General features: G+C 64.2%; 23 protein-coding genes. 20 read left to right on the top strand and 3 right to left on the bottom strand.

Going from position 1 to position 24,134, the window contains the following annotated elements; translation table 11 throughout:
• Positions 1-58: 58 nt before the first annotated feature.
• A complete protein-coding gene (locus ACK2VC_RS02820) occupies positions 59-1,204 on the bottom strand; it encodes an acyl-CoA dehydrogenase (protein WP_486732072.1) in 1,146 nt (381 codons plus the stop codon).
• Positions 1,205-1,400: 196 nt separating this feature from the next.
• On the opposite strand from ACK2VC_RS02820, the gene ACK2VC_RS02815 reads away from it, so the two are divergent.
• The 15 genes from ACK2VC_RS02815 to ACK2VC_RS02745 all read left to right on the top strand — a co-directional run bounded on the left by ACK2VC_RS02815 (position 1,401) and on the right by ACK2VC_RS02745 (position 16,827).
• Positions 1,401-2,444 carry an AraC family transcriptional regulator gene (locus ACK2VC_RS02815; RefSeq protein ID WP_486733155.1) on the top strand — a complete coding sequence of 348 codons (1,044 nt, stop codon included), beginning with the start codon at positions 1,401-1,403 and terminating at the stop codon, positions 2,442-2,444.
• A 287-nt stretch (positions 2,445-2,731) separates the two neighbouring features.
• Positions 2,732-3,832, top strand: coding sequence for a tellurite resistance/C4-dicarboxylate transporter family protein (locus ACK2VC_RS02810; protein ID WP_486732071.1), 1,101 nt, complete (start codon positions 2,732-2,734; stop codon positions 3,830-3,832).
• A 9-nt stretch (positions 3,833-3,841) separates the two neighbouring features.
• Complete coding sequence (locus ACK2VC_RS02805) at positions 3,842-4,291, top strand: DUF6306 domain-containing protein (RefSeq protein WP_486732070.1); 450 nt, start codon at positions 3,842-3,844, stop codon at positions 4,289-4,291.
• 94 nt (positions 4,292-4,385) lie between these two features.
• Complete coding sequence (locus ACK2VC_RS02800; protein ID WP_486733154.1) at positions 4,386-5,651, top strand: lipoprotein-releasing ABC transporter permease subunit; 1,266 nt, start codon at positions 4,386-4,388, stop codon at positions 5,649-5,651.
• On the top strand, positions 5,644-6,345 hold the full coding sequence (gene lolD, locus ACK2VC_RS02795; protein WP_486732069.1) for a lipoprotein-releasing ABC transporter ATP-binding protein LolD: 702 nt from the start codon (positions 5,644-5,646) through the stop codon (positions 6,343-6,345). The genes ACK2VC_RS02800 and lolD overlap by 8 nt, the downstream gene beginning before the upstream one ends.
• 1 nt (position 6,346) lies before the next feature.
• Positions 6,347-7,144, top strand: coding sequence for a TatD family hydrolase (locus ACK2VC_RS02790; protein WP_486732068.1), 798 nt, complete (start codon positions 6,347-6,349; stop codon positions 7,142-7,144).
• 5 nt (positions 7,145-7,149) lie between these two features.
• Positions 7,150-9,585: a DNA internalization-related competence protein ComEC/Rec2 gene (locus tag ACK2VC_RS02785; RefSeq protein ID WP_486732067.1), complete on the top strand. Its 2,436-nt coding sequence runs from the start codon at positions 7,150-7,152 to the stop codon at positions 9,583-9,585.
• Positions 9,586-9,596: 11 nt separating this feature from the next.
• On the top strand, positions 9,597-10,403 hold the full coding sequence (locus tag ACK2VC_RS02780; protein ID WP_486732066.1) for an alpha/beta fold hydrolase: 807 nt from the start codon (positions 9,597-9,599) through the stop codon (positions 10,401-10,403).
• A gap of 4 nt (positions 10,404-10,407) precedes the next feature.
• Positions 10,408-11,352: a lipid A deacylase LpxR family protein gene (locus ACK2VC_RS02775; protein WP_486732065.1), complete on the top strand. Its 945-nt coding sequence runs from the start codon at positions 10,408-10,410 to the stop codon at positions 11,350-11,352.
• Positions 11,353-11,454: 102 nt separating this feature from the next.
• The gene (gene pyrG, locus ACK2VC_RS02770; RefSeq protein ID WP_486732064.1) at positions 11,455-13,113 is read left to right on the top strand and encodes a CTP synthase; all 1,659 of its coding nucleotides are present in this window, start codon (positions 11,455-11,457) and stop codon (positions 13,111-13,113) included.
• On the top strand, positions 13,110-13,964 hold the full coding sequence (kdsA, locus tag ACK2VC_RS02765; protein WP_486732063.1) for a 3-deoxy-8-phosphooctulonate synthase: 855 nt from the start codon (positions 13,110-13,112) through the stop codon (positions 13,962-13,964). The genes pyrG and kdsA overlap by 4 nt, the downstream gene beginning before the upstream one ends.
• 76 nt (positions 13,965-14,040) lie before the next feature.
• A complete protein-coding gene (gene eno, locus ACK2VC_RS02760; RefSeq protein WP_486732062.1) occupies positions 14,041-15,324 on the top strand; it encodes a phosphopyruvate hydratase in 1,284 nt (427 codons plus the stop codon).
• Positions 15,325-15,372: 48 nt separating this feature from the next.
• A complete protein-coding gene (gene ftsB / locus ACK2VC_RS02755; RefSeq protein WP_486732061.1) occupies positions 15,373-15,705 on the top strand; it encodes a cell division protein FtsB in 333 nt (110 codons plus the stop codon).
• A gap of 10 nt (positions 15,706-15,715) precedes the next feature.
• On the top strand, positions 15,716-16,324 hold the full coding sequence (gene pnuC / locus ACK2VC_RS02750) for a nicotinamide riboside transporter PnuC (protein WP_486732060.1): 609 nt from the start codon (positions 15,716-15,718) through the stop codon (positions 16,322-16,324).
• Positions 16,282-16,827 (top strand): AAA family ATPase, encoded by a 546-nt coding sequence (locus ACK2VC_RS02745; protein WP_486732059.1) that lies wholly within the window; start codon positions 16,282-16,284, stop codon positions 16,825-16,827. Before pnuC ends, ACK2VC_RS02745 begins: the two co-directional genes overlap by 43 nt.
• A 100-nt stretch (positions 16,828-16,927) precedes the next feature.
• On the opposite strand, the gene hslO is transcribed toward ACK2VC_RS02745, so the two are convergent.
• Complete coding sequence (hslO, locus tag ACK2VC_RS02740) at positions 16,928-17,854, bottom strand: Hsp33 family molecular chaperone HslO (protein WP_486732058.1); 927 nt, start codon at positions 17,852-17,854, stop codon at positions 16,928-16,930.
• 117 nt (positions 17,855-17,971) lie between these two features.
• Between hslO and ACK2VC_RS02735 the strand changes: the two genes are divergently transcribed.
• On the top strand, positions 17,972-18,796 hold the full coding sequence (locus ACK2VC_RS02735; protein WP_486732057.1) for a ferritin-like domain-containing protein: 825 nt from the start codon (positions 17,972-17,974) through the stop codon (positions 18,794-18,796).
• On the opposite strand, the gene ACK2VC_RS02730 is transcribed toward ACK2VC_RS02735, so the two are convergent.
• The gene (locus ACK2VC_RS02730; RefSeq protein ID WP_486732056.1) at positions 18,793-20,478 is read right to left on the bottom strand and encodes an acetate--CoA ligase; all 1,686 of its coding nucleotides are present in this window, start codon (positions 20,476-20,478) and stop codon (positions 18,793-18,795) included. The two genes, ACK2VC_RS02735 and ACK2VC_RS02730, sit on opposite strands and share 4 nt — an antisense overlap.
• Positions 20,479-20,631: 153 nt before the next feature.
• Between ACK2VC_RS02730 and ACK2VC_RS02725 the strand changes: the two genes are divergently transcribed.
• The 4 genes from ACK2VC_RS02725 to ACK2VC_RS02710 all read left to right on the top strand — a co-directional run bounded on the left by ACK2VC_RS02725 (position 20,632) and on the right by ACK2VC_RS02710 (position 24,095).
• Positions 20,632-21,522 carry an alpha/beta fold hydrolase gene (locus tag ACK2VC_RS02725; protein WP_486732055.1) on the top strand — a complete coding sequence of 297 codons (891 nt, stop codon included), beginning with the start codon at positions 20,632-20,634 and terminating at the stop codon, positions 21,520-21,522.
• 81 nt (positions 21,523-21,603) lie between these two features.
• The gene (locus ACK2VC_RS02720) at positions 21,604-22,440 is read left to right on the top strand and encodes a 3',5'-nucleoside bisphosphate phosphatase (RefSeq protein WP_486732054.1); all 837 of its coding nucleotides are present in this window, start codon (positions 21,604-21,606) and stop codon (positions 22,438-22,440) included.
• Positions 22,441-22,535: 95 nt separating this feature from the next.
• Positions 22,536-23,408: a protease HtpX gene (htpX, locus tag ACK2VC_RS02715; RefSeq protein WP_486732053.1), complete on the top strand. Its 873-nt coding sequence runs from the start codon at positions 22,536-22,538 to the stop codon at positions 23,406-23,408.
• A gap of 63 nt (positions 23,409-23,471) precedes the next feature.
• The gene (locus tag ACK2VC_RS02710) at positions 23,472-24,095 is read left to right on the top strand and encodes an L-threonylcarbamoyladenylate synthase (protein WP_486732052.1); all 624 of its coding nucleotides are present in this window, start codon (positions 23,472-23,474) and stop codon (positions 24,093-24,095) included.
• Positions 24,096-24,134: the final 39 nt, after the last annotated feature.

Raw genomic sequence — 24,134 nt, 5'->3', positions numbered from 1 at the left:
CTGTCGTTCCCGCTTAAGACCGCGGGAACGACAGGATGGGTCGGCGTGGCGGCTGGCTTCAATCGGTCGGTGTCAGGCCGCGCGCGATCAGCATGCGCTGGATTTCGCTGGTGCCTTCGTAGATTTGCGTGATGCGGGCATCGCGGTAATGGCGCTCGACCGGGTAGTCTTCCAGGTAGCCGTAACCGCCGTGGATCTGGATCGCCTTCGAGCAGATCGATTCGGCGGCTTCGGAGGCGAACAGCTTGGCTTGCGAGGCTTCCGACAGGCAGGGCAGCCCGGCCGTGCGCATCTGCGCCGCCTGATGGGTCAAGAGGCGTGCCGCGTTCAGGCGCGTGGCCATGTCGGCCAGCATATTGGCGATGCTCTGGTGTTCGCCCAGATGCTTGCCGAACTGGGTGCGTTCGGCGGCATAGCGCAGCGCGTCATCGAGCGCGGCGCGGGCGATGCCGATCGCCTGCGCGGCGATACCGATGCGCCCGCCCTCCAGGTTGGATAGCGCGATCCTTAGGCCGGCACCGCGTTCGCCCAGCAGGTTTTGCTCGGGAATCGTGCAATTGTCGAAGGTCAGCGGGCAGGTGTCGGAAGCGCGGATGCCCATCTTGTGCTCGGGCCGGCCGACCGTCAGGCCCGGGCTGCCGGCCGGCACGATGAAGGCGGAGATACCTTTCTTGCCGAGTTCCGGGTCGGTCACCGCGAACACGATGATCATGCCGGCGCGCTGGCCGTTGGTGGTGAACTGCTTGCTGCCGTTCAGAACCCATTGGCCGTTTTTCAGTTCGGCGCGGGTCTTCAGGTTGTGCGCCTCGGAACCGGCCTGCGGCTCAGTCAGGGCGAAGGCGCCGATCATATCGCCGGCAGCCAGCGCCGGCAGCCAGGTTTTTTTCTGCGCCTCGGTGCCGAACTTCAGGATCGGCCCGCAGCCGACCGAATTGTGCACGCTCATCAGCGTCGCGCAGGAGGCGCAGCCGGCGGCGATTTCTTCCATCGCCAGCGCGTAGGCGGTGTAATCGGTATAGGTGCCGCCCCATTCTTCCGGCACGATCATGCCGAGCAGGCCGAGTTCGCCCATCTCGGCCACGATCTCGTCCGGCAGTTGCGCCGCCTTGTCCCAGGCGCCGGCGTTCGGCACCAGCCGGGAGCGCGCAAAGTCGCGCGCGCTGTCGCGGATCATGCGCTGTTCGTCGCTATACAAATCGCTCATGCTGTCCTCGCAATGGTTGGTCGATGGCCGGCGGGTGCGGACCGTGCCAAAGTCGCTAGTATAAAAACGCCGGGATCGATTATCTATGTCGAAATCGCGCAGGGCGCTTGAGCGGTTTTGCCATAGATGGTATGCAACTTCGCAAAACTCTTCGGCTAGAATCGAAACCCTCTTGCATTTTTCCAAACTCACGCCAATGAACAAGGGCAGCGTCGCCATCTGTTTCGTGCAACAGGCCATGCAAGGCGTGCTGGCGCGCCAACTGGACGCCGCCGCCTTGCTGCGTGCCGCCGGCATCGCCCCCGACCTGCTGGCGCTGCCGCATGCGCGCGTTTCCGCCACCAGCTACAGCGCATTATGGCGCGAAGTGGCACAGGCGCTGGATGACGAGTTTTTCGGGCAGGATGCACGCCGCATGAAGGTCGGCAGTTTCGCCATGCTGTGCCACAGCGTGATTCACTGCAAGACGCTGGAGCAAGCCTTGCAGCGCGCGCTGCAGTTCTTTGATTTGCTGCTGGACGACCTCGCCGCGCGCCTGGAAGTGGAACAGGGCATTGCGGTGCTGAGCCTGCATCCGCGCGGCGCCAGCCAAGCGCCGCGCATCTTCGCGCACGAAACCATGCTGATCATGCTGCACGGGCTGGCCTGCTGGCTGGTGGGGCGGCGCATCCCGGTACTCTCGACCAGTTTTGCTTACCCCGAGCCGGCTTACAGCGAGGAATACCGGACCATGTATTCGAGCCGCCTGCGCTTCGACCAGGCAAGCACTTCGATGCGCTTCGATGCCGCCTACCTGGCGCTGCCGCTGGCGCAGGACGAGGGGACGCTGACCGATTTTTTACGGCTGGCGCCCGCCAATCTGGTGCTGAAATACAAGAACAGCCATTCGATCGCCTCCCGCATCCGCCGCCGGCTGCGCGCGTTGCCGGTGGCGCACTGGCCCGAATTCGATGCGCTGGCGGCCGAGCTGCACCTGGCCGGCTCGACGCTGCGCCGGCGGCTGGAGCAGGAAGGGCAGGCGTATCAATTGATCAAGGACCAGTTGCGGCGTGACCTGGCGGTCGATTTCTTGCTGCGCTCGGAAAAAAGCGTGGCGCAGATCGCGCTCGAACTCGGCTTTGCCGAACCGAGCGCGTTCTATCGCGCCTTCAAGAAATGGACCGGCGCCAGGCCGGCGCAGTACCGCAAACATCGGGGCGTGGCCGAGCAGGCGTTGCGGCGTGATGCTGCCGGCGGCTAGGAACCGAATGTGAGCGCTTTGCTATACTGCGCGGGCGCGGGCGCGGGCGCCGGCGCTGCGGTCCGCATATTCCAGCTGCTCGCGTATACGACGAGTATATGGTCAAAGCATCGGCTTTATAGGCGGAAATCGCTGTATACTTCAGGAGTATATGTGCGAATCCGAATAATTATGCCCAGTATCGGCGATGCAGCGCGCCTGCGGCCAAAGCTGGGCAACCACAATAACCAACATTTTTCCGTCGCCCAGCCGCCAGCCGCATCTGACGACTGGACCGGCCAGACCCGATGATCGCTCCGCCCGCCGCTTCCGACTCGATCAATCCGCCCTTGCGTGCGCGCCTGCTGGCCGACCTGGCCGGCCTGGCGCCGGCCTATTTCGGGCTCGTGATGGCGACCGGGATCGTCTCGATTGGTGCTCACCTGCTCGGCTGGCTGCAGCTCGGGCGCATCCTGTTTTACCTGAACAACCTGATGTATGCGGCCCTGTGGCTGCTGACGCTGGGACGCCTGCTGCGCTTTCCGCGCCGCTTCTTCGGCGACCTGGTCGATCATTTGCGCGGCCCCGGGTTCTTTACCACGGTGGCCGCCACCGGCGTGCTGGGCAGCCAGTACGTGGTGCTGGCCGCCGACATCCGCACCGGCTTGGCGTTGTGGGTCGCGGCGCTGGTGCTGTGGGTCGGGCTGACCTACGCGATCTTCACCGCCTTCACGGTCAAGGAGCACAAGCCGGCCCTGGACCAGGGCATCAGCGGCGCCTGGCTGCTGGCGGTGGTGGCGACGCAGTCGATTGCGGTGCTGGCCGCGCTGCTGGCGCCGCATGTGATCCAGCCATACCGGCTGGAGATGAATTTCCTGGCGCTGTCGATGTGGCTGTGGGGGGGCATGCTGTACATCTGGATGATGTCGCTGATCTTTTATCGCTACACCTTTTTCCGGCTGGCGCCGGGCGATTTGTCGCCGCCGTACTGGATCAATATGGGGGCGATGGCGATTTCGACCCTGGCCGGCTCGCTGCTGATCATCAATGCGCCGGATGCGCCGTTCCTGTCGTCGCTGCTGCCGTTCCTGAAGGGCTTCACGGTGTTTTACTGGGCCACCGGCACCTGGTGGATCCCGATGCTGCTGGTGCTGGGCGTGTGGCGCCATGTCTACAAGCGTTTTCCGCTGCGTTACGACCCGCTGTACTGGGGCGCGGTGTTTCCGCTTGGCATGTATGCGACCTGCACGCACCAGATGGAGCGGGCGATGGAGTTCGGGTTTCTGGAATTCCTGCCCAAGGCATTCTTATACGTGGCGCTGCTGGCGTGGAGCCTGGCGTTTGCCGGCCTGCTGCACGACCTGTTGCGCCGCGTCGGCGTGGTCCGTCGCCACGGGATACCGCACTAAAGGAATGTCATGAGCGAAATGCCGACGGAAGAATTGATCCGCCTGTTGAATACCCTGCTGGAAGCCGAGCGCGCCGGCGCCAAGACACTGGCCGCTTTTCTGGATGAATACCCGCCCCAGTCCGCGGCGTGGCAACAATTGCGCCAGGTCCAACACGACGAAGCCGGCAATTGCAAGCTGCTGATCGATGCCATCCACAGTGCGGGTGGCGAGTCGAGCAAGGCCACCGGCGATTTCCTCGGCAAGGCGCTGGCGGTGCAGGGCAGGGTGGCGCGACTGGCATTCCTGAATCGCGGTCAGGGCTGGGTCGTGCGCAAGATTGCCGAGGCGCTCCCGCAAATCGGCAACGCGCCGGTGCGCGAGATGCTGCAGCAGATGCACGCTTCGCACTTGGCCAACATTGCCGCCTGCGCGGCACTGCCGGCGGCCGACCCGGGCGGCGGGACAGCGCTGACCTGAACCGGCCATTATCTTGTGGCACACTGCGAACGGCATTCGCCGTCTGACGGCGGCTTGAGTGGCGCTCGTTTCCGCCGATTTTCACGGGAGTTTCATATTGAGCATCAAAAACCTGGGCTTTGAGTGGATGGTCGGCCTGCGCTATACGCGTGCCGGCCGCCGCAGCGGCCGCAACAGTTTTATTTCCTTCATCTCGCTGATTTCAATGGCTGGCATCGCGCTCGGGGTGGCGGCGCTGATCGTGGTGTTGTCAGTGATGAACGGCTTTCAGAAAGAAGTGCGCGACCGCATGCTGTCGGTGCTGGCGCATATCGAGGTGTTCGACGCCACCGGCGCCATGCCGGACTGGCAGCAAACCGCGAAGGAAGCGTTCCAGAACAAGGAAGTCAAGGGCGCCGCGCCCTACGTGGCGGCGCAGGCAATGATGACGCATGGCGAGACGGTGCGCGGCGTGATCATACGCGGCGTGCTGCCGCAGCAGGAGCCGCAGGTGTCGGACGTGGCGTCGCAGGTCAAGGAGGGCAGTTTCAATGACCTGAAAGCCGGCGAATTCAACATCGTGCTGGGCGGCGAGCTGGCACGCGGCTTGCAAGTGGGCGTCGGCGACAAGGTGACGCTGATTGCGCCGCAAGGCCAGGTGACGCCGGCCGGCGTGCTGCCGCGCCTGAAGCAATTCACCGTGGTCGGCATCTTTGACGCCGGCCATTACGAATACGATTCGACGCTGGCTTTCATGCACATCGAAGACGCGGAAAAGATGTTCCGGCTGGCCGCGCCGTCCGGCCTGCGCCTGCGCATCGCCGACATGCTGCAGGCGCCGCAGGTGGCGCTCGAACTGTCGCGCACCCTGAGCGGCAACCTGCTGATCCGCGACTGGTCGCAGCAAAATCGCAACTGGTTCGCGGCGGTGAAAACCGAGAAGCGCATGATGTTCATCATCCTGACGCTGATCATCGCGGTGGCCGCCTTCAACCTGGTGTCGACGCTGGTGATGACGGTGACCGACAAGCAAGCCGACATCGCGATTTTGCGCACGCTCGGTGCCTCCCCCGCTTCGATCATGAAGATCTTCATGATCCAGGGCGCGCTGGTGGGCCTGATCGGCACCGCGCTCGGCGTCGGTCTGGGCGTGCTGGTGGCCAGCAATGTCGACGTCATCGTGCCGTTCATCGAGCATCTTTTCGGCGTCCAGTTCCTGCCGCGCGACATCTATCTGATCAGCGCCTTGCCGTCCGATTTGCGCTGGCCGGATGTCGGCACCATCGGCAGCGTCGCGGTGGTGCTGGCATTCCTGGCAACGCTGTATCCGAGCTGGTGGGCGGCGCGGGTGAAACCGGCGGAGGCGCTACGCTATGAATGATTCCGCCATGAATGAAATCGTCTTGTCGTGCCGGGGACTGGCCAAAACCTTCACCCAAGGCAGCTACTCGGTCAAGGTGTTGAGCGGCATCGATTTCGATGTCACGCGCGGCGAGCAGGTGGCGATCGTTGGTGCCTCCGGCTCCGGAAAATCGACGCTGCTGCATTTGCTGGGTGGGCTGGATGCGCCGACCGCCGGCGGGGTCTTGCTGCAGGGACAGAATCTGTCGCAACTGGGCGAAAAGGCGCGCGGCGACTTGCGCAACCGGGCGCTAGGCTTCGTCTACCAGTTCCACCATCTGCTGCCGGAGTTTTCCGCGCTCGACAATGTCGCGATGCCGCTGATGATCCGCCGCGTCGGCCGCGCCGAAGCACGGGCGGCAGCGCGCGCCGTGCTGGCGCAAGTCGGCCTGGCACAGCGCGAAATCCATGTGCCGGGCGAGCTGTCCGGCGGCGAACGGCAGCGGGTGGCCCTGGCGCGTGCGCTGGTCACGCACCCGGCCTGCGTGCTGGCCGACGAGCCGACCGGCAACCTGGACCGCGCCACCGCGCACAAGACTTTCGACCTGATGCTGGAACTGTCGCGCACGCTCGGCACCGCTTTCGTCATCGTCACGCATGACATCGAACTGGCGCGGCGCTGCGGGCGCATCCTGCGGCTCTCGGAAAACGGCCTGCAAGCCTCTACCGAATAGTATGTGGATCGATACTCACTGCCACCTCGATGCGCAGGAGTTCGCCGGCCGGGAGGCGCGGCTGGCCGCCGACGCCGCGCGGCAAGGAGTGGCCCGGATCGTGATCCCGGCCGTGGCGCCTTCGAATTTCGCCCGCGTGGCGCAACTGGGGACGGCGCAGCCGCATTGCGTGTATGCGCTCGGCATCCATCCACTGTATGTGGCGCAGGCGCAGGAAGACGATTTGACGGCGCTGCGCGCGGCGCTGGCGCAGGCCTTGCCCGATCCGCGGTTGGTAGCGGTCGGCGAAATCGGCCTGGATTTCTTCGTGCCGGAATTGCGGCAAGGCGAGCTGCGCGAAAAGCAGGAATATTTCTTTTCCGAACAGTTGAAGATCGCCCGCGACTGTGGGCTGCCGGTGTTGCTGCATGTGCGGCGTGCGCAAGATACGATCCTCAAATACCTGCGCCGGATCGTTGTGCCCGGTGGTATCGCCCACGCCTTCAACGGCAGCTTCCAGCAGGCGCAGATCTTCACCGAACTCGGCTTCAAGCTGGGTTTTGGCGGCGCCATGACTTTTCCGCGCGCCTTGCAGCTGCGCCGGCTGGCCAGCCAGTTGCCGCTCGATGCCATTGTGCTGGAAACCGATGCTCCGGACATTGCGCCGGCCTGGCTACAGCCGGGGCCGAACCGCCCGGACCAGATTCCGCAAATTGGCCAGGCGCTGGCGGCGCTGCGGCAGATGCCGGCCGAGCTGCTGGCGGCGCACACCTCGGCTAACGCGCGCGCCGTCCTGCCGCGAATGGCGCGACTGGACTAGGCGCCATGCGCAGCGCCATCGTCGGCTTCGTGCTGGGCGTATTGTGGCTGCAAAATCAGGCGGTGTTGCCGTCTTCATTCCAGCTTGGATTGATTCTCGCCGGTGCATTTGCCGCTGGCGCCTTGACGCGTTTGACAGCGCGCGCGCCGTTGAAGATGGCGTTACTGGCTGCCGGCGGCGGCGCGTTCGGTATCGCCTGGGCCGCGCTGGTCGCGCAGCATGCGCTGAGCGAGCAATTGCCGAGCGCGTGGGAAGGGCGCGACCTTACCGTGATCGGCACGGTGGACAGCTTGCCGCAGCGGCTGGAGCAGGGCGTGCGCTTCAATTTCGCGGTCGAGCGGGTGCTGCCGCAGGATGGCGCACCCCCCGCTATTCCGTCGCACCTGGCGCTGTCCTGGTATGCCGGGTTTCCTGGCGATGCCGACAACACCGAGCGTATCGAGCGTCACGTCAAGCCGGGCGAGCGCTGGCAACTGACGGTGCGCCTGCAGCGCCCGCACGGCAACGCCAACCCCTACGGCTTCGATTACGAAGTATGGCTGCTGGAGCAGGGCTTGCGCGCCACCGGCTACGTGCGGCCGGATCAGTATGGGATGCCGCCCAACCGGCGGCTGGACGCCTTCGCCTGGAGTTTCGGCAATGTCGTCGCAGCCTGCCGCCACTGGCTGCGCGAGCGGATTTTTGCCGCCTTGCCCGACAAGAAATATGGCGGCGTGATCGTCGCGCTGGTGGTCGGCGACCAGCGCGCGGTCAGCCAGTCGGACTGGAAGGTCTTCAACCGCACCGGCGTCAGCCACCTGATTTCCATCTCCGGCCTGCACATCACGATGATCGCTGGCCTGTTTGCCAGCCTGGTGTTCTGGCTCTGGCGGCATTCGTTTTTCACTGGCGCCGCTTTGCCGCTACGGCTGCCGGCGCAAAAGACAGCCGCGTTGGCCGGGGCCGCCAGCGCGCTGCTGTATGTGCTGCTGGCTGGTTTTGGCGTGCCCGCGCAGCGCACGCTGTACATGCTGTCGGTGGTAGCAGCGGCGCTGTGGGCCGGGCGCATCACCAGCGTTTCGCACGTGCTGTGCCTGGCGCTGGCAGTGGTGGTGGTGCTGGACCCGTGGGCCGTGTTGTGGCCCGGTTTCTGGCTGTCGTTTGGCGCGGTCGGTATCATCCTGTACACCTCGGTCGGGCGCACGCTGCAGGTGGCGGCGACGGACAGGGCGGCAGGACTGCACGCGTGGCGCACCACGCTGGTGTCGGCCGCGCGCACCCAGTATGCGATCACGCTCGGACTGGTGCCGCTGACGGTCTTGCTGTTCGCGCAGGTGTCGTTGATCAGCCCGCTGGCCAACGCGCTCGCCATACCGCTGGTCAGCCTCTTGGTGACGCCTCTGGCGCTGGTCGGCAGCATCCTGCCGGTGCCCTTGGCGGCCTCGGTGCTGGGCGCGGCGCACGCGCTGGTGGAATGGCTGGCGCTCTTGCTGGCCTGGTTGAATGCGCTGCCGCTGGCGGTATGGGCGGCGCCCACTCCTGCGCCCTGGATTTTCCTGCTCGCGCTGGCCGGCACGTTGTGGCTGCTGGCGCCGCGCGGCTGGCCGGTGCGCTGGATCGGCGTGATCGGCTGGCTGCCGCTGTTGCTGAATGCGCCGACCCGTCCGCCGGCGGGCCAGATGTGGGTCACCGCGTTCGACGTCGGCCAAGGCATGGCACTGCTGGTGGAAACCGAAAAGCATCGTTTGCTGTACGACACCGGGCCGTTCTATTCGATCGCCTCGAATGGCGGCAACCGGGTCATCCTGCCCTACCTGAAGGCGCGCGGCATCCCGGCGCTGGATGCGGTGATTGTCAGCCATAACGATAACGACCATGCGGGTGGCGCACTGTCGATTTTTGACGAAATTGAGATCGGCTGGGTGGCATCGTCGCTGGCGCACGACAGCCCGATCGTGCGGGCGGCGCCGGCACATCGGCGCTGTGCGGCGGGGCAGAGTTGGAACTGGGACGGGGCGCGCTTCGAGATGCTGCATCCGCTCGCGACCGATTACGATAACGACAAGGCCAAGCCGAATGCGCTTGGCTGCACGCTGAAAGTCTCGCTGGGAGCGCAGGCTATCCTGTTGCCGGCCGACATCGGCATTCCGCAAGAAGCCCGCTTGCTGGCCAGCGACCCTGAACAGTTGCGCGCCACGGTGCTGCTGGCGCCGCATCATGGCAGCGGCACGTCGTCCAGCCCGGCCTTCCTGCAGGCGGTGCAGCCGCAGGTGGCCTTGTTCCAGGTCGGCTACCGGAGTCGCTATGGCCATCCGAAGCCGGAGGTGTTCGACCGCTATGAAAATCTCGGCATTGCGCGCCTGCGCAGCGACCAGGCGGGCGCAATCACATTACAATTCGGGACTTCACTTCAAATTTCAGAATATCGGAGCGAGCGTGCGCGTTACTGGCATGGCCGCTGACGATGACCATCATGCCGCAACCGATTCTCCATTTCGTCCACGCCAACAGCTTCCCGGCCGGTACCTATCGGCTTTTTTTCGATCATCTGCGTGCCCATTATGACGTGCGCGCCTTGCCGATGCACGCACATAACCCGAACTATCCGGTCCGCGACGGCTGGCACGAGCTGATGCTGGAACTGATCGACGAGCTGCAGGCGAAATACGACCAGCCGGTGATCCTGGTCGGCCATTCGTTCGGCGGTATGCTGAGCGTGATGGCGGCCAAGGCGCGGCCGGAGCTGGTGCGCTGCGTGGTGATGCTGGATTCGCCGGTGGTGGCCGGCTGGCGCGCGCTCTTGCTGCGAGCGGCGAAATCGATTGGCCTGGACAAGAAATTCTCGCCCGCCCAGTTCTCCATCAAACGCCGCAAATTCTGGCCCGATATTGATAGCGCCTACCAGCATTACGCCTCCAAGCCGATGTTCGCCGCCTGGGCGCCCGAGGTGCTGCGCGACTATCTCGAGTGCGGCCTGGATCCGCATCCGGAAGGCGTGACCCTGCGCTTCACGCGCGAAACCGAAACCGCGGTATACAGCAGCTTGCCGCATCATGTCGGTGCGCTGGTAAGGTGCGGCCTGCCGGTGCCGGTCGGTTTCATCGGCGGCAGCGACTCCGCCGAATGCCGGCAGGCCGGCATGGCCGCCACCAGGCGCCTGGTCGGCCGCCACCTGCGACTGCTGCCCGGCGGCCATTTGTTCCCGATGGAAGCGCCGGCTGCGGCGGCGCAGGCGGTACACCAGATGATCCAAACCTTGCTCTCGTCCAGACATGCATAAATCGTTGACGCTCCATTCCAGTTCGCGCCTGCTGGCGATTGCCGGGTTGCTGGCGACGGCGGTGGCGCAGGCCCAAACTTCGGCTGCCGCCTGGCAGGACTTTCGCAGCGCGGCGCCGCAAGGACTGGCCACGCACACGCTCGAAATCGACAACGACAGCCTGCTGCTGCGCAAGCGCGACGGGTTTTATTCGAGCGGCGCGCGCTATACCTGGCAGCACAGCCTGCGCGACGGCGGCCGGCTGGACAGTTTCGGCTGGCGCATTGGCCAGAAAATCTATACGCCGTCAGACATCAAATTGCCGCCGGCGGCGATCAGCCCATCCGATCATCCGTATGCTGGCTGGCTGTATGGCGGGCTATTTCGCGCCACCCATTTCGCCAATGGCGGCCATCTGCGCTATGGCCTCGACCTCGGTTGCCTCGGTCCCTGCTCCGGTGGCGAATGGGTGCAAACGCAACTGCACCGGATCATCGACCAGCCACAGCCGCAGGGCTGGAGTCAGCAGGTCAAGAACGAACCGGGTGCGGTGCTGTATGTCGACTATGCACCGCGCCGCTGGCAGCTCGCTTCCTGGGCAGACGTCACGCCCAATATCCACGGCCGCTTCGGCAACATCTTCACCGACTTCGGCGCAGGTGTGGCGCTGCGCGGCGGGCGCCTGAACCTACTGCCGGATGAAGCGACGCTGCACGGTTTCGTGCGGCTCGATGCGCTCGCAGTCGGATATAACGCGACGCTGCAGGGTGGCTATTTTTCCAGCGGCAACCCGCACACGGTGGCGCCGAAACGCCTGGTCGGCGAGGCCGAGATCGGCGTGGCCTGGAATCAGGCGCCGTTCGCGCTATCCGCCGGGATCGTGCGCCGCAGTACCGAAGTGCGCGACCTGTCGAACGCCACCGCGGCTCAAAATTTCGCCCGGCTGCTGTTTTCCTACACGCCGCGCTGAGGTCACCCGCGCAGCCGGGAAACCCGCTTGCGGCTGGCCGAAGGCGTGATGCCTTGGGTTATAATTCGTATTTCCCGCACGTGCCGTTCGGCACCATTCGCAATGATCAAGTTTGTATTCGTCACCGGCGGCGTGGTTTCTTCCCTGGGCAAGGGGATTGCCGCCGCCTCTCTCGCTGCGATCCTGGAATCGCGCGGCCTGAAAGTCACTCTCCTCAAGCTCGACCCCTACATCAACGTCGATCCCGGCACGATGAGCCCGTTTCAGCACGGCGAAGTGTTCGTCACCGACGACGGCGCCGAGACCGATCTGGATCTGGGCCACTACGAGCGCTTCATCACCACCCGGATGAAGAAGATCAACAATTTCACCACCGGCCAGATTTACGAATCCGTGATTCGCAAGGAACGACGTGGGGAGTATCTTGGTAAAACCGTTCAGGTGATCCCGCATATCACCAACGAGATCCAGGAGTATATCTATCGCGGCGCGCAAGGCTACGATGTCGCGATCGTCGAGATCGGCGGCACGGTGGGTGACATCGAATCGCTGCCATTCCTCGAAGCGGCGCGCCAGCTCTCCCTGCGTGCCGGGCGTAACGCCACCGCTTTCGTACACCTGACCCTGGTGCCGTATATCGCCACCGCCGGCGAACTGAAGACCAAGCCGACCCAGCATAGCGTGCAAAAGCTGCGCGAGATCGGCATCTCGCCGGATGCGCTGCTGTGCCGCGCCGACCGCCGCATCCCGGACGACGAGCGCGCCAAGATTTCGCTGTTCTCCAATGTGCAGGAAGAGGCGGTGATCTCGGTCTGGGACGTCGACACCATCTACAAGATTCCGCAAATGCTGCACGACCAGGGGCTGGACGCGATCGTCTGCGACAAGCTGGGCCTGACGCCGCCGCCGGCCGATCTGTCGATGTGGAACAAGCTGGTGCGTTCGCTGGAAAATCCGAAGACCGAAATCACGATCGGCATGGTCGGCAAGTACGTCGACCTGACCGAGTCCTACAAGTCGCTGACCGAGGCGCTGCGCCATGCCGGCATCCATACCGAATGCCGGGTGAATATCGAGTACGTCGATTCCGAAGACATCGAGGCGCACGGCGTCGCCTCGCTGGCCAAGTACGATGCGATCCTGGTGCCGGGCGGTTTCGGCAAGCGCGGCGTCGAAGGCAAGATCGCGGCGGCGCGCTTTGCGCGCGAAAGCAAGATTCCCTATCTCGGCATCTGCCTCGGCATGCAGGTGGCATTGATCGAATACGCGCGCGACGTTGCCGGCTTGACCAAGGCCAATTCGACCGAATTCGACGAAGCCACCGAGCAGCCGGTAGTGGCGCTGATCAACGAATGGCAAAACCACGACGGCAAGGTCGAGCAGCGCGACGCCAACTCGGATCTGGGCGGCACCATGCGCCTGGGCGCGCAGACCTGCGCCGTCAAGCCGGGCACGCTGGCTGCCGAAATCTACGGCAGCTCGGTGACCGAGCGCCATCGCCACCGCTATGAAGCGAACAACCATTACCTGCCGCGCATCGAAGAAGCCGGCCTGATCGTCTCGGCACGCACGCCGAGCGAAGACCTGTGCGAAATCATGGAACTGCCGCGCAGCGGCAAGCATGCGCATCCGTGGTATCTGGGCGTGCAATACCACCCCGAATTCAAGTCGACGCCTCGCGACGGCCACCCGCTGTTCATCTCCTTCATCAAGGCGGCGCTGGCGCACAAGCAGGCCGCGGCCGAGAAGGAACTGGCATGAAGCTGTGCGGTTTCGAGGCCGCCCTGGATCAGCCGTTTTTCCTGATCGCCGGCCCGTGCGTGATCGAATCGCGGCAGATGGCGTTGGATACCGCCGGCCGCCTGAAGGAAATCACCGCCCGGCTGGGCATTCCGTTCATCTACAAATCCTCGTTCGACAAGGCCAACCGCTCGTCCGGCACCTCGTTTCGCGGTCTCGGCATGGACAAGGGGCTGGAGATCCTGGCCGAGGTCAAACAGCAGATCGGCGTGCCGGTGCTGACCGACCTGCACGCAATCGAGGAAGTGCAGTCGGTGGCGGCGGTGGTCGACGTGCTGCAGACGCCGGCCTTCCTGTGCCGCCAGACCGATTTCATCCATGCCTGCGCGCAGTCGGGCAAGCCGGTCAACATCAAGAAGGGCCAGTTCCTGGCGCCGCACGACATGGTCAACGTGGTCGACAAGGCACGCGCAGCGGCGCTTGAGGCTGGCGTGCCGACCGACAACTTCATGGTGTGCGAGCGCGGCACCTCGTTCGGCTACAACAACCTGGTGTCCGATATGCGTTCGCTGGCGATCATGCGCGAAACCGGCTGCCCGGTGGTGTTCGACGCCACCCATTCGGTGCAATTGCCAGGCGGGCAGGGCAGCTCTTCCGGCGGCCAGCGCGAATTCGTGCCGGTGCTGGCGCGTGCCGCAATCGCCGTCGGTATCGCCGGCATCTTCATGGAAACCCATCCGAACCCGGCCGAGGCGAAGTCGGACGGCCCGAACGCGGTGCCGCTGGCGCGCATGGAAGAATTGCTGGCGACGCTAGTGACGCTGGACCGCGCGGTCAAGCAGTCGGCGCTGCTGGAAAACGATTTTTCGTGACTTGGTTTCGTAACTATTGCTGGCGTTCCGGCCGTGCGGCCGCGGCGCCCTCTGATTCTTGATTTGGGAGATTTGTATGAGTGCTATCGTTGACATCATCGGCCGCGAAGTGATCGATTCGCGCGGCAATCCGACCGTCGAGTGTGACGTGCTGCTGGAATCCGGCACCATGGGCCGTGCCGCGGTGCCGTCCGGCGCCTCGACCGGTTCGCGCGAGGCGATCGAGCTGCGCGACGGCGACCAGAGCCGCTATTTCGGCAAGGGCGTCTTGAAGGCGTGCGAGCATATTAATACCGAAATCTCGGAAGCGATCATGGGGCTGGACGCCAACGAACAGGCGTTCCTCGACCGTACCCTGATTGACCTCGACGGCACCGAAAACAAGTCGCGCCTGGGCGCCAACGCCATGCTGGCGGTGTCGATGGCAGTGGCGAAAGCCGCCGCCGAGGAATCCGGCCTGCCGCTGTACCGCTATTTCGGCGGCTCCGGCGCGATGCAGATGCCGGTGCCGATGATGAACGTGATCAACGGCGGCGCTCATGCCGACAATAACCTGGATATCCAGGAATTCATGATCATCCCGGTCGGCGCACCCAGCTTTCGCGAAGCGATCCGCTACGGCGCCGAAGTGTTCCACACGCTGAAGAAAATCCTGCACGACAAGGGCCTGACCACGGCGGTCGGCGACGAGGGCGGCTTCGCGCCCTCGGTGGAGAACCATGAGGCCGCGATCAAGCTGATCCTGCAGGCGATCGAGCAGGCCGGCTACGAGCCCGGCACGCAGATCGCGCTCGGCCTCGACTGTGCCGCTTCCGAGTTTTACAAGGACGGTAACTACCACCTGCAGGGCGAGAACATGACGCTGACCGCGGCCCAGTTCACCGGCCTGTTGGCATCCTGGTGCGACAAGTATCCGATCATTTCGATTGAAGATGGCATGGCGGAAAACGACTGGGATGGCTGGAAATTGCTGACCGATACGCTGGGCAAGAAAATCCAGCTGGTGGGCGACGACCTGTTCGTCACCAATACCAAGATCCTGCGCGAAGGCATCCAGAAGAACATCGCCAACTCGATCCTGATCAAGATCAACCAGATCGGCACGCTGACCGAGACCTTCGCCGCCATCGAGATGGCCAAGCGCGCCGGCTACACCGCGGTGATTTCGCACCGCTCGGGCGAAACCGAGGATTCGACGATTGCCGATATCGCGGTCGGCATGAATGCGCTGCAGATCAAGACCGGGTCGATGTCGCGCTCGGACCGCATGGCCAAGTACAACCAGTTGCTGCGCATCGAGGAAGACCTGGGCGACATCGCCAGCTACCCCGGCCGCAATGCGTTCTACAACCTGAAGTAGCCGTTTTTCGCGTTAGCGTCTTGCCGGGCCAAGCCCTGGAGTGCACCGATGCGCCTGATCATCCTTAGCCTGACGGTACTGCTGCTGCTGATCCAGTATCCGTTGTGGCTTGGCAAGGGCGGCTGGCTGCGCGTCTGGGACCTGGATCAGCAGGTCGCGGCCGCCCGCAAGAAGAACGACGAACTGCGGGCGCGCAACGCCAAGCTCAATTCCGAGGTGCAGGACTTGAAGGACGGCACCGGTGCGATCGAGGAACGGGCCCGGCTGGAACTCGGCATGATCAAGCAGGACGAGATCTTCGTGCGGGTGCTGCCGCCCGGCACGACACCGCCGCCGACCGCAGCTCCGGCCACGCCGCCGGCCGCCGGCCGTCGCCCATGACCGACGCCGCATGACTGAAAGCTTGCCGCTGTTCGGTTTCAGCGCCAGTCCGCTGGAAATCGTTTCCTTCATCCTCGCCGTGGCGACGGTCTGGCTGACCATCCGCCAGGTGCATTGGGCTTGGCTGTTCGCGATCGCCTCGTCGGCCACCTATGGCGTGGTGTTTGCCGAAGCGCGCCTGTATGGCGATGCCGCCCTGCAACTGGTGTTCATCGCGGTATCGGCCTGGGGCTGGTACCAGTGGCTGCGCGGCGGTGCCGGCCATCATGCGCTGCCGGTGTCGAGCCTGACGGCGCGCCAGCGCTGGCTGTGCGTATGCGGCTGGCTGGCCGGGTTCGCGCTGTTGTCTTGGTTCCTGCGGCATTTCACCGATACCGACGTGCCGCATGTCGACGGCTTCCTGACCGCCGGCAGCCTGCTCGGCCAGTTCCTGCTGTCGCGCAAGAAGCTGGAGAACTGGCATGTCTGGATTGCGGTCGACGTGCTGTATATCGGCCTCTACATTCACAAGCAATTGATGCTGACGGCGGTGCTGTATGCGCTGTTCGTCGCCATGGCGATCACGGGATTACGGGTATGGCGCCAATCGCAAGACCAGGCCGCGCTGCAGCCCGGGTAGCGCTGCTGGGCGGCGAGTCGTCCGGCAAGAGCACGCTGGCGGCGGCCCTGGCGGAACACTACCGCACGCTGTGGGTGCCGGAATACCTGCGCGAATTCACCGAAAGCCGGGGCCGGCCGCCGCTCGAGCACGAGCAGATCGGCGTCGCCCGCATGCAGGTCGAGCGCGAACGGCAGGCCTGGCAACAGGCGCGCGATTTCCTGTTTTGCGACACCACGCCGCTGATGATCGCAATCTACAGCGATTTCTGCTTCGGCGCCGCCGACGCCGAACTGGCGCGGCTGGCGCGCGAGCACGCCTACGATTTCACGATCGTCACCGCGCCCGACATCGCCTGGGTGGCGGACGGCTTGCAGCGCGAATCGGATGCGGTGCGGCAGGCGATCCATCGTGCGGTGCTGGCGCGCCTGCAGGCCGCCGGGACGCCGTTTCTGCTGGCTGGCGGCGAGCTCCGACAGCGTCTCCAGCAAAGTATCGCGTATTTGGAAAAATCTGGGGTATAGCGAAAAATAACCTATTTTCGTAGGCAAATTAACCGGTTGTTAAAATACCGTGTGTAGTATCTTATTCAGACGGGACGTGGGCAAAGCCCGCGCCGCCAACTCAATGCCTGGCGTCGCTGGGCGGTAGCAGTACTTCGGCCGGCGCTTCGCTGGCAAACAATTGCGCGCAGTCGACCTTGTCGAAGTCGTAATGCCGTCCGCAAAAATCGCAGTCGATGCCAAGCTGGCCCAGCTCATCCAGCGCCGACTGCACTTCCGCCACCCCCAGCATCTTCAGCATGTTGCCGACTTTTTCGCGCGAGCAACTGCAATGGAATTGCGGATGCAGCGGCTCGAACAGGCGGATCGTCTCTTCCCAGAACAGCCGGTGGCGCAGCGTGTCGATGCCGGTGTCCAGCAGTTCCGGCCGCTGCAGGGTCGACGCCAGCGCCAGCAGCCGCTGCCAGGTTTCCGCTCCATCCTCGTGCGGGGCCTGGGTGCCGCCGCTGCCCGGCATTCTCTGCAACAGCATGCCGCGCGCGGCCTTGGCGTCGGCCGCCAGCCACAGCCTGGTGTCCAGTTGTTCCGAGCGCGCCATGTAGTTTTCGATGATCGCCGCCACCGACTCGCCGTCGAGCGGAACGATGCCCTGATACGGCTTCTGGCCGGGCAGCTTGTCGCGCGGATCGAGCGTGATGGCGAAGCGTCCGAGCCCGTTGCGGTTGACCAGTTGCGCAATGCCGGCCTGCTCGTCGATCACTGCACCCGGCGCCAGCTTGGCAGTGGCGCGCAGGCGCAATTCGGCATCGCACTCGACCACCAGGAGGCGCACCGGGCCGTCGCCGTGGATCTGCATCACGATCGCGCCGTTGAATTTCAGATTGGCCGACAGCAGCGCGGTCGCCGCCAGCATTTCCCCCAGCAGGGTCAGGACTGGCCGCGGATAATCGTGATTTGCCTGCACCTCGCGCCAGGTGTTTGAAATATCGACCAGTTCGCCGCGCACCGCGCCATCTTCGGTCATGAATTTTTGCAGCGTATCGCTCATTGCAACTCGACTCTTTGCAGCCGCGTTTCGAAAAATTGCGCCCGCGCATGGATGGACGCGAAATTTTTGTAGAATCGACGGTTCGATTTTTGAAACGGCCATTTTACCGTCACACGCATGATTGCACCGATTCCGCACGCCCCGCCATCCGCTGGCGCCGAGTTGCGCCAGGCCGCCCTGGATTGGCTGGCCGTGGCCGATCCCGATGCCAAGGCCGCCGGCGTTGGGGCATTGCGGCACGCCTGGCAACAGGGCGCGCTGGCGCTCGATACCGAGACCAGACTGGTCGCCGACACCAGCCTGCCGGGCCGGCCGGCGCGGCCCGAACTGGTGCCGCCGCTTGCCGTCATGCATCGCTCGATGCGCACCGCGGAAGGGCGCGCGGCGCTGATCCATGCGCTGGCGCACATCGAGTTCAACGCGATCAACCTGGCGCTGGATGCGATCTGGCGCTTTCCGCAGATGCCCGCCGCGTACTACGCCGACTGGCTGCAGGTGGCAGCGGAAGAGGCGCTGCATTTCTCGCTGCTGCGCGACCACCTGCGCGAACTGGGGTTCGGCTACGGTGACTTCAGCGCCCACAACAGCCTGTGGGACATGGCGGAAAAAACCCGCGACGATGTGCTGGCGCGCATCGCGCTGGTGCCGCGCACGCTGGAAGCGCGCGGGCTGGATGCGGCGCCGCCGATGCGGGCGAAACTGGCGCAGGCCGGCGATCTGGCGGCCGCCCAAATCCTCGACATCATCCTGCGCGATGAGATCGGCCACGTCGCCATCGGCAACCGCTGGTTCGGCTGGCTGTGCGAGCAACGCCGGCTCGACCCGGTCGCCGCCTACGCCGAATTGGCGCGCCGCTACAAGGCGCCGCCGCTGCGCGGGCCGTTCAATCTCGATGCGCGCCGCGCGGCCGGATTCAGCGAGCGGGAATTGCTGGCGCTTTAGCGCTGCACTAGCTCCTTGGCCCGCTGTTCTTCCTGCAATCGCAAGACGCGCCGCTGCAGCTTGCCGGTGGTGGTCATCGGCAATTGATCGATGAACTCGATTTCCTTCGGGTATTCGTACGGCGCCAGTTTGCCGCGCACATGCGTTTGCAGTTCGGCAATCAGTTTTTTCTCGGCCGCCGCGCCGCGCTCGACACCGGCCGCCAGCACCACGTAAGCCTTGACGATATTGCCGCGCCCGCTATCGGGCTTCGGCACCACGGCGGCGTTCAGCACGGCCGGGTGCTTGAGCAGGCAATTTTCGATTTCGCCGGGGCCGATGCGATAGCCGGCGGCCTTGAACATGTCGTCGGCGCGGCCCTGGTACCAGAAATATCCATCCTCGTCGACCAGCGCCAGGTCGCCGGTGCGGCACCAGTCGCCGCTGTACTTGTCGCGCGTGGCTTGCGGATTCTTCCAGTATTCGAGGAAGAAGATCGGATCCGGCGTGCCGTGGATGTCGGTGCGGTGCAGTGCCACTTCGCCCACCATGCCGGCGGCAAGCGGATTGCCGTCGTCATCGATTACCGCCACTTTGTGCCCCGGGTAAGGGCGCCCCATGCTGCCCGGTTTGGCCGGCCATTTGGTGTGGCTGTTGCCGACCAGGTAGTTCATCTCGGTCTGGCCGAACATTTCGTTGATCGTGATGCCCAGCGCCGACTGGCCCCATTCGAACACGGTGTCGCCGACCGCTTCGCCGGCGCTCATGATGGCGCGCAGCCTCAGGTTGAACTGCTCGCGCGGTTCCGGATACGCCTTCATCATCAGCTTGAGTGCAGTCGGGAACAGGAAGGTATTGGTCACCCGGTATTTTTGCATCAGGTAAAAGGCGGTTTCCGCCGAAAAGCGGCCGCGGTAGCCGACCAGCGGCATGCCGAAGTACAGCGTCGGCAACAGCGCATCCATCAGGCCGCCGGTCCAGGCCCAGTCGGCCGGCGACCAGAACACGTCGCCTTGCTGCGGAAACCAGTCTTGCGAGGCGACGAAGCCGGGCAGATTGCCGATCACCGCCGAGTGCGGCAGCAGCGCGCCTTTCGGTGCGCCGGTGGTGCCGCTGGTGTAGATCAGGATCGCCGGGTCGGAGGCGCGCGTGGCTTCGATCTCGAAGTCTGGCGAAGCCTGCGCCATCAGGTCGTCCCAGTTCAGGCTGCCGGCCGGATGGCAGTCGATGGCGATGATGTGCTGCAAGGCCGGGCAACTGGCGCGAATCTGCTGCAGGCTGTCGAGCGCGGCGCGATCGGCGATGGCGACCATGGCTTCGCTGTTCTGCAGCCGGTATTCGAGCGCATCCGGGCCGAACAGGGTCGACAGCGGCATCGACACCGCGCCCAACTGGAAGCACGCCATGTTGGCCACCGCCGTTTGCGGTCGCTGCGCCAGCACGATAGCGATGCGGTCGCCGCGCGCCACGCCCAGTTGGCGCAGCACGTTGGCCAGCCGGTTGGCCTGTTGCTGCAATTCGGCGTAGGTCAGGGTGGCGCTGGCGCCGGCTTCATCCTCATAATGGATGGCAACGCGTGTGGCGTCCGCGGCCCAGCGCCGGCAGCAGACTTCGGCGATATTGAACGAATTCGGTACTTGCCAGCGAAACTGCCGATACAGTTCGTTGTATTGGTCTACGGAAACGGATTTTCCGGATTTCATGCTTTCTCCACTATAATTATCGAACGACCGTTCTATTGCATCTCGATTCATCTGGCGCGGCAATGGGCATCGTCGTGGGCCGCGTCCAAACCCACAACCATCCGATTGTTGTCAGGCCGGCCGCAGGGCCGCAATCGGTTATTTCCCTTGATTATGAAACTTTCTCGTTCCGAATTTATCACGCTGCGTGGCCTGCGGTACCACATTCGCCACTGGGGCTCGGCGACGGCGCCCAAACTGTTCATGGTGCATGGCTGGATGGATGTGTCGGCCTCGTTCCAGTTCATGGTGGATTGCCTGACCGGCGATTGGCATGTGATCGCCCCCGATTGGCGCGGCTTCGGCCTGTCCGACAATTCCGGCGCCGACAATTACTGGTTTCCGGATTACCTGGGCGACCTGGACGCGATCCTGGAGCATTATGCGCCGGATGAGGCGGTCAACTTGCTGGGCCACAGCATGGGCGGCAACGTGGTCGGCCTGTATGCCGGCATCCGGCCGGAACGAGTGCGCAAGCTGACCAACCTGGAAGGATTCGGCCTGCCGGCGACCACGCCGCAGCAGGCGCCGCAGCGCTATGCCAACTGGCTCGCCGAGTTGCGGCAGACACCGAGTATGCGCGGCTATGGCTCGCAGGCCGAGGTCGCGCGTCGCCTGCAAAAAACCAATCCGCGCCTGTCGGATGAACGCGCCGCTTTCCTGTCCGCGCACTGGGCCCGGCCCAACAGCGCCGGCGAGTGGCAAATCCTGGGCGATCCGGTGCATAAAAACAGCGGACCGCTGCAATATCAAGTGGATGAAGTGCTGGCGTGCTGGCAACGGATCACGGCGCCAGTGCTCTGGGTGGAGGCGGCCGATACCGATGCCTGGCGCTGGCTGGGACCGAAGGAGCAGGCGCGGGCCGAAATCGACCGCCGTATCGCGCATATCCGGCGCGTTCGCACCGAAGTGATCGAGGGTGCTGGCCACATGCTGCACCATGATCAGCCGGAGCGGCTGGCGGCGCTGGTGGAGCAGTTCCTGGCGGAAGCAGACGGCGATTAACATTTGTGCGACTGCAGCATAGCGGGTCCCGTCAGCGTACAATGAATCTTTTAGATCGCGTGTTTCCCTGCGCCGGATACCATGCTGAATTTCGACCTGCATTGCCACTCCAACATTTCCGACGGTGTCCTGTCGCCGGCGGCGGTGGCGGCGCGGGCGCGGGCCAACGGTGTCGATATCTGGGCCCTGACCGATCATGACGAAGTGAGTGGCATTGCCGCCGCGCGCGCGGCGGCCCGAGAGTGCGGCATGCAATACGTGACCGGGGTCGAGATTTCGGTCACCTGGGGCGGTGAAACGGTGCACGTCATCGGTTTGCAGTTCGATGAAACCAATGCTGCGCTGGTGCAAGGCCTGACTGCAACCCGATCCGGGCGTGAGCAGCGTGGACGCGAAATGGCGCGCCAACTGGCGGCGGCCGGCATTCCGGATGCCTTCGAAGGCGCCCTCAAATACGTCGGCAATCCCTTGCTGATGTCGCGCACCCATTTTGCACGCTACATCGTCGAGCGCGGCATCTGCGGCAATATCCCCGACGTGTTTCGCCGCTACCTGAGCGAAGGCAAGCCGGGCTACGTCGAGCATCGCTGGGCCAGCCTGCCTGACGCGGTGGGCTGGATTCGCGGCGCCGGCGGGATTGCCATCATCGCCCATCCCGGCCGTTACCATTTCAGCGATCTGGCCGAAGGCGCACTGTTCGACGAATTCAAGCAACTGGGTGGGACCGCGATCGAAGTCGTGACCGGCAGCCATACTCCGGACCAGTACGAGGTGTATGCCAAACTGGCCAACCGCTATGGCTTCCTGGCGTCGCGCGGCTCGGATTTTCATGGCCCCGGCGAATCGCGCGTGGAACTCGGCCAGTTGCCACCGCTGCCTGACAGCGTGACGCCGGTCTGGCACAATTGGCGCCTCTGATTCGGCGTCATTGCGCCGGCGCATCGAACGGCGTTCCCTTGATTTTTCCGCAATCAATCTTATTTACAGATCACTTCTCAACCGGAGCCTTCTGAATGAAACGAATTTTCCTGTTCCTCGCGACCAATATCGCCGTGCTGGCCGTCATGACCGTGGTGCTGTCGCTGCTGGGCGTCAACCGCTTTCTGACTGGAACAGGCTTGAACCTGCCGATGCTGCTGGTGTTTTCGCTGGTGGTCGGTTTCACCGGTTCGATCTTTTCGCTGCTGATCTCGAAGCCGATGGCCAAGTGGTCGACCGGTGCACGCGTGATCGATGCCCCGTCCTCCAGCACCGAATTGTGGCTGGTCGATACCGTCGCCAAGCTGGCGCAGCGCGCCGGCATCGCGATGCCGGAAGTGGCGGTGTACGACGGCGAACCGAACGCGTTCGCCACCGGCGCGTTCAAGAATTCGGCGCTGGTCGCGGTGTCGACCGGCCTGCTGGAAAGCATGACCAAGGAGGAAGTGGAGGCGGTGCTCGGCCATGAAATCGCCCACGTCGCCAATGGCGACATGGTGACCATGACCCTGATCCAGGGCGTGGTGAATACCTTCGTGGTGTTCCTGTCGCGCGTGGTCGGCTACGCGGTCGATCGCGCGCTGTCGAAGGGCGACAACGACAGCCCCGGCATCGGCTACACGGTGGCGGTGATTGTGTCGCAAATCGTGTTCGGTATCGGCGCCTCGATTATCGTCGCCTGGTTTTCGCGCCACCGCGAGTTCCGCGCCGACGCCGGTTCGGCCACGCTGCTCGGTTCGCCGCGGCCGATGGTCAATGCGCTGGCGCGGCTGGGCGGCATCGAGAGCCACGGTTTGCCGGAACGGATCGCCACCCTCGGAATCCAGGACAAACCGGGCATCATGGGCCTGTTTTCGACCCACCCGCCGATTGAAGCGCGGATTGCGGCGCTGCAGGCTGGCAAATAAGTTATTCTTTCGGCTCCCGATCACTACTTCACGGTGCCAGCCTGAGGGCTGGCATTGGCATTCATGAGCCAGTTCTTTCAGATCCACCCCGAGAATCCGCAAGTGCGGCTGCTGAAGCAGGCGGTGCAGATCATCAACGCCGGCGGCATCGTAGCGCTGCCGACCGACTCCTGCTATGCGCTGGTGTGCCAACTGGATAACAAGGAGGCGGTCGAGCGCCTGCGGCGGATTCGCGACGTCGACGAACGCCATCACATGACGCTGCTGTGCCGCGACCTGTCCGAGGTGGCGCAGTATGCGCAGATCGATAACCGCCAGTACCGTCTGCTGAAAGCGGCCACGCCCGGCACCTACACCATCATTCTGGAAGCAACCCGGGAAGTGCCGCGCCGCCTCTCCCATCCGTCGCGCAAGACCATCGGCCTGCGCGTGCCGCAGCACAAGGTGGCACGGGCGTTGCTGGAAGAACTGGCGCAGCCGCTGCTCGGCACCACCCTGATCCTGCCGGGCGAGGAGGACGCACTGACCGATCCCGACGAAGTGCGCGAACGGCTCGGCAAGCAGATCGAGCTGGTGATCGACAGTGGCGCCTGCGGCTTGCAGCCGACCACGGTGATCGATCTGACCGGACCCGAGCCGCAACTGGTCCGGCGCGGACGCGGCGATCCGGCGTTGTTCGGCCTGTGATTGGATCATTTATATACTATTGCCGGTATTTTTGGATTC

This window comes from Herbaspirillum sp. WTB6 (assembly GCF_057457785.1).
The sequence above is the reverse complement of the archived record's forward strand: the minus strand, read 5'-3'. Positions and strand labels throughout refer to the sequence as shown.